At 43.9% G+C, this 6,125-nt stretch carries 5 protein-coding genes and 1 pseudogene; 2 read left to right on the forward strand and 4 right to left on the reverse strand.

All coding sequences use genetic code 11. The features are described from left to right. Positions 1–54 precede the first annotated feature (54 nt). Positions 55–1,009: pseudogene (locus tag B7Y67_RS10260) on the forward strand (AAA family ATPase). Between the two features lie 22 nt (positions 1,010–1,031). Then, on the forward strand, positions 1,032–2,777 hold the full coding sequence (locus B7Y67_RS10265) for a hypothetical protein (protein WP_293598561.1): 1,746 nt from the start codon (positions 1,032–1,034) through the stop codon (positions 2,775–2,777). Here the strand turns inward: B7Y67_RS10265 and B7Y67_RS10270 are convergent. From B7Y67_RS10270 to B7Y67_RS10285, 4 genes are read right to left on the reverse strand one after another with little or no spacing between them, the layout of a single operon-like run. Next, complete coding sequence (locus tag B7Y67_RS10270; RefSeq protein WP_293598562.1) at positions 2,758–3,477, reverse strand: GntR family transcriptional regulator; 720 nt, start codon at positions 3,475–3,477, stop codon at positions 2,758–2,760. The two genes, B7Y67_RS10265 and B7Y67_RS10270, sit on opposite strands and share 20 nt — an antisense overlap. Positions 3,478–3,487: 10 nt before the next feature. Beyond that, positions 3,488–4,660: a UxaA family hydrolase gene (locus tag B7Y67_RS10275; protein ID WP_293598563.1), complete on the reverse strand. Its 1,173-nt coding sequence runs from the start codon at positions 4,658–4,660 to the stop codon at positions 3,488–3,490. Positions 4,661–4,700: 40 nt separating this feature from the next. Next, positions 4,701–4,982, reverse strand: coding sequence for an SAF domain-containing protein (locus B7Y67_RS10280; protein ID WP_293598564.1), 282 nt, complete (start codon positions 4,980–4,982; stop codon positions 4,701–4,703). A gap of 30 nt (positions 4,983–5,012) precedes the next feature. Then, a complete protein-coding gene (locus B7Y67_RS10285) occupies positions 5,013–6,023 on the reverse strand; it encodes an Ldh family oxidoreductase (RefSeq protein ID WP_293598565.1) in 1,011 nt (336 codons plus the stop codon). Between the last annotated feature and the right edge of the window lie 102 nt (positions 6,024–6,125).

Raw genomic sequence — 6,125 nt, forward strand, 5'->3', positions numbered from 1 at the left:
AACCCGAATATGGAATATATTTGACAACATATTAAGACTTCTAAAGGCAAGAACATGGCTGAAAGTAGCGCTCCGATCGATTTATTGGGTTTAGCCCCCCAAAAAGAGGTTTCCTTACACCAAGCCTTTCCCGAGTGCCAGGCATTTGCGGACTTTAAAATCCCAGCCTTCGATAAGCCATCTGAGCTAGTTCCAGCTATTGATTCTGCTTATCAGTTAAATCCGCAAGCCACCCTAGCCATATTAGCGGGATTTGCATTTAATCGCAGAGTCATGCTCCAAGGAATGCATGGCACAGGCAAATCCACCCATATCGAACAAGTGGCAGCTCGCTTAAATTGGCCCTGCTTACGCATTAATTTAGATGGGCAAATCACACGAATGGATCTCATCGGAAAGGATCTGATCGCATTAGAAGATGGCAAGCAAATTACCCGCTTTCAAGAGGGGCTCATTCCATGGAGTTTGCAACGCCCCATTGCACTCATCCTCGATGAATATGATGCGGGCCAGCCAGATGTAATGTTTGTTATTCAGAGAATGCTAGAGCGAGAAGGCCGCCTCACCCTGCTCGACCAAAACAGAGTGATTAATCCCAATCCTGCCTTTCGAATCTTTGCTACCAGCAATACCGTTGGACTAGGCAACTGGAATGGCCTATACCAAGGCACACAATTACTAAATCACGGTCAAATGGATCGCTGGGACATCGTTGCAGCATTGAACTACCTAGAGCCACAGGAAGAGCAAAAGATTTTGCTCGCTAAAGTACCCGAACTTGATTGGCCTTGCCAATCTAACTAGAAATGGTTTTGCTGCAGGTGATATTTCTACATTAATGTCGACAAGAACTCTCATTACCTGGGGAGAAAACTGGCGCATCTTTAAAGACTTGCAGATTGCGTTCACTCTTGCATTTTTAAATAAATGTGAATCAGAGGAAAAAACCTTAGTGGCTGAATACTACCAACGCTGCTTTGCCAGCGAGCTTGAAATAAGCAATAAATAAAACTGGCGTAATCAAGCTTATCTTGCAAACCCAAACCCATCAAGACTTCGAGCAACAGCAGCAATATGGGGCAATGATTAGATCATTGTCTAGGGAAAAAAGTGTACAGATTCGGGATTGGCAACTCTTTCACAATTCAGTACCGCTCGAGTCAATCGCTCCACACCTCAATCTTGAGAACCTAAAAGCATCATGGGCTTACCCTCGGGGCATATTGGATGGCATTGGATTGCGTATGCGCAATTCAGATGCAAGCTTACATGCTTCACTCGCCCCAGAAGGAATGATTGAATCTTTGATATTTGAGGTTTTAGAACAGATTCGCGTTGAAAGTAACTGTACTGAGGAGCTTAAGGGATGCCGCCAAAATACTCAGATTCAATTTATAGCTTGGATGCAGCAATTTATTGCTAGTGATGGTGTTGAAGGAAGCATTGGCCTGCTACTAGTCACCATCTTTTCTACCGTATGGATGAAACTCAACAGTCAACCGGTGCCACAGCTTATGCAAGATATCGTAGAAGCTACGAGAGCCGGTATAGCTGAAAGTATGGGTCCGATTTTAGCCAAACTCAAAGTAAATCGCAATGATCAAGAAGCGTATGCACAGATAGCCTACGAGATCATTAAGCTAGCTTCTGGATTGATTGCTGATGAATATCGCAATAATCCTAGTATCCGCACTAAACGTAAAAATCAAAGTGCTACTCATCTCAAAATTAAATGGGTGCCTCCCCATGCTGAGAAAATTGCAGTCGATTTAAAGAGTCCAGCAAATCACTCAAATGAGCAGCATTATCTACTGAAAAAATCACTAGAAAAATATCATATCTATAACTCTAGCTATGACACTGAAGACGAGGCTAAGAAAAAAATTCGGTCGGCTCAATTAGCGATCTATCAAGATGAGTTAAATCATGAAATTGCGAAGCAAAATATTCCTTGGGCCAAGCTTATTAGAATCTATCAGCAAATCTTTTCCAGCCAACTACCAAGACGCTGGCAAACCACTGAAGCAGAGGGATTGCTAGATCGTCGTTATCTTACGCGTGCCGCGACCTCCCCGCTCCAATCACCTCTATACAAGCAACTTGCAACAAGCAGCAAAATCAACACCAGAATAACGCTTCTGATCGACTGCTCTGGGTCCATGAAAGAGCAACGCGTCAAAATTGCAAGCTGCGTAGATTCTTTGGTGAGAATATTGGATCAGGCTGGTATCAAAACGGAAGTGCTTGGGTACAGTACCAGTGCATGGCAAGGCGGAAGGCCCTTTAAAGAGTGGTGTAAAAATGGGCAACCCCCAAACCCTGGTCGCCTCAATGAACGAGCTCATTGGATTTTTAAAGACTTTGACACCAGCTGGAGAAGATCCAGAGCTGGCATAGCCGCTTTATTGCGTCCTGAAATTTATGCAGAGAGTGTTGATGGCGAGGCTCTCATTTGGGCGACTGAACGCTTACAAAATAGTAGTGATAACCAATATGTCCACAAGACGCTGATTCTATTTTCTGATGGCTGTCCAATGGATCGGGCCACTATTGAGGCAAATGGGGAAGAATTTTTGAAGAATCATCTTTTACAAGCCATCGCTTGGTGTGAGCAACAGCCTAATCTTCAGTTATGGGGCTGCGGAATTGGAGAAGAATTAAGACCATACTTTCCAAACCTCTTAAGCTGGGATCATGAAATACAGAATCTCAGTGAAAACCTGGTCAATTGGGCTAAAGAATTAAAGAACATAAAGACTAAGCAATTAACTCATTGAAGTATTCATGATGAGAAGTATTAAGCGTAGAAATACGCCATTCAATCGGCTCATCTTGAATATCTAAAGCTACTCTACGTATATGAAGCACGGGAGACTCTGGCTTTAACTTTAGCCAAGCCGACATTTGCTTTCCAGCCAAACCTGCACGTAATCTCTCATTTGTTTTAACTACCGACTGACCGTACCGGACTTGATAAAGCTGATAAATACTGCCTTCTCGCCTGTCAAAATCAGAACGGGTAAGATTCTTAAAACGCTTCTTATCTAAAGTAATGTGATCAATTATCACGCATTCATCCTCTAAATAGAGGCGGGTAACGATTCGCCAAACGGGGGCCCCCTCTTTAACGCTTAACTTAAGAGACTCTTCCTCACTTGCTTGTGATGCTTTAAAAGAGGCTGTTTCAACACGAGGATATGTTTTTTTATCAGCATCCCAACGCACTACATGGAAAAAATAATACAGTAGGCGTTTTGCATCATGTTCAGCTACATAGGTTCCTCTACCTTGACGGCGAACAACAATTCCCTCTGCGACCAACTCATCTACCGCTTTGCGCAAAGTTCCTATGGATACATCTAGTTCTTTAGCTAAATCCTTTTCAGCAGGTAAAGCCCGCCCCATAAGATAACGGCCCCTGACCAGATCTTCTGTGATCTTTTGCTTAACTTCTTGATAAGCGGTCAGGGACTTCATCTTTTAAGACTTAAGCAGACTCGTACAGACGGGTCATTACAAACTCACGATGGCCCAAAATCTCAGCCGCCGTTAATTCCCCATTTGCAGTTCTCAGAAGAGCATCGAGAAGCTTCTCACCTGCTGTATCCAGGTTCTCTTCACGGCGCAAAATACCAGAAACATCTACGTCGATATGCTCAGACATTGTCCGCACTGTTTTTGGATTTGCACATAACTTAATCACCGGAAGAATTGGATTGCCAATCACATTACCCTGTCCAGTTGGGAAGAGATGGGCTGCAAAACCAGCGGCTGCACAAAGCGTAACCATTTCAGCAGCAGCTGAAGATGAGTCCATAAAGTGCAAACCAGGAATAATCGGGGTCTCAGCCTTGTCTAACACACCATCCACAACGCATTTCTTGCCAATCTTCTGGATATTACCGAGAGCCTTTTCTTCAATCGTGGTTAGGCCGCCAGCAATATTCCCTTTGGTGGGTTGAGAATCAGATAAATCACTGGTTTTGTTTTTATCGATTACATCTTGGTAGCGATCAAACATTTCACGGAATTTTTTCTTCACCTCTGGAGTACGACAACGCGCTTCAACCAAATGCTCGCCACCAGTTAACTCAGTAGTTTCGCCAAAGACCAATGTAGAGCCGATTTCATACAGCTTATCAAATACATTACCAACCGTTGGATTTGATGCGCAACCAGAAGTAGTATCAGACTCACCACACTTGGTAGAAACCCATAACTCGGATAGTGGAGCAGAAACACGTTGCTGTTTAGAGGCGTGCTTCATCATAGAGTAAGCGGCCTTACTGGCACTGGCAATAGTTGCTGTATCGCCATTACCTTCAATCCAGAAACCTTCTACCGGTTTGCCAGACGCCTTAATTCCATCAACCACAATTTTTGTCCACTGTGGCTCAATACCAATCACTACCACTCCAGCTACGTTTGGATTGCAACCGGCACCAATCAAGGTTCTAAAGTGAAGTTCTAAGTCTGCGCCAAACTGGAGGCGTCCATAGGGATGGGGAATGGCAATCGTGCCTTTAATATTATTGGCAACGGCTTCACATGATGCATTTGATAAATCGTCCAAGGGCAAAATGACGACATGGTTTCGAATACCCATGCGACCATTTTCACGGCGGTAGCCCATAAAAGTTGCTTCTTTTAAATTAATCATTTTCTATCTCTCTTAATATCGTAATAAACAATCTTATCGGTTACCAACGCTTAGTTTTGACATTTTGCACATGGGTATGCTCACCCTTTTTAATCGGAGCAACAACCTTACCAATATCAACGCCATACTTAACAATGGTGTCCCCAGTCTTCATATCTTGTAGAGCAATCTTGTGGCCAATTGGAATATCGCTTTCAGACTTGATATTGACAGTGCTATCACCATCCATTACCCAGCCTATCAAATCGGTACCGGCTTTAACGCCTTCCACCACAACAACGCCAACAACGTCCCCTGGTTCATGCACGACAAAATGAATCATTTCTTTCTCCTTAATAATTCTGTTTAAACACTATCCACTCCATGACTGACGGATGCCAGCCTGAATTTCCTCTACAACTACATCAGAAACATTTACACCCTCTTTAAATCCTGTGGCCCTTTGTTTAAAGCGCCGCTGTCCCGGCAAACGGGTACCGGTATCGGCTGCTAACGCTTTTAAAAAGTCTTGCATCCTATTTGAAAAAATTTGACCGCCAGCTAAGCCTGGATCGATGGTGATTAGCAGCTGGCCAATACGTGGACGATTCCCTTTGGCATCAAAAAAAGAGTCAGCTTCGTATGAGAACCTACTTCCAGATAAACCCACCACCAACAATTCAATAATCAATGCCAGCAATGCGCCTTTATCTCCGCCTAATGGAACCATTAAGCCCTTTAATCCCTCTTGCGGATCTGTTGTTGGCCTTCCGTCCGCTGTTAATGCCCAGCCCTCAGGAATAGATTCTCCGTTTTTTGCAGCAACCAATAATTTGCCGCGCGCAACCGCGGATAAGGACATGTCAATTACTAAAGGATTATGATTGGCTATAGGAAATGCGGCGGCCAGAGGATTCGTGCCCAACATTGCCTTGTGGCCACCAACCATTGGCATAGCAGCTGGAGTATTACCAAACACTAAAGAAATATAGCCAGCACGTGCGGCAGCTTCAGCAAAATGACCAGCTACACCAAAGTGATGGCTGTTTGCAACCGCCACAAGACCTAGACCGCTCTTTGAGGCAAGGTTAACCGACAAATCTGTTGCAAACCGCAGGGCTGGAAAAGCTAAGCCATCGCAGGCATCAACCAACGCTGCAGAGGACTTGTAGGGGCGAACCTTTATTTTGGGAGCCAACTCAACCCGTCTATTTTTTGCATGACCTGCGTATTGTGAAACTCGAGCCAATCCATGTGAGGCTAGACCATCCAATTCAGCGAGCGCTAAAAATTGAGCCGTTTCAAAAGCCGCCTTTTCACCGATGCCTGCAGCCTTTAAACCATTTGCTGCTAATTGAACCATCTTTTCGTAGGTTAAATTCATTTCAAATACTCATAATTTTCATAAGAAAATAATTTAATATTTTGCACTGCAGCAATGAACGGGCCTTGAGCATCATATAGTTTGGATTTAAATGGGAAGTTA

The organism is Polynucleobacter sp. 35-46-11, assembly GCF_002281105.1.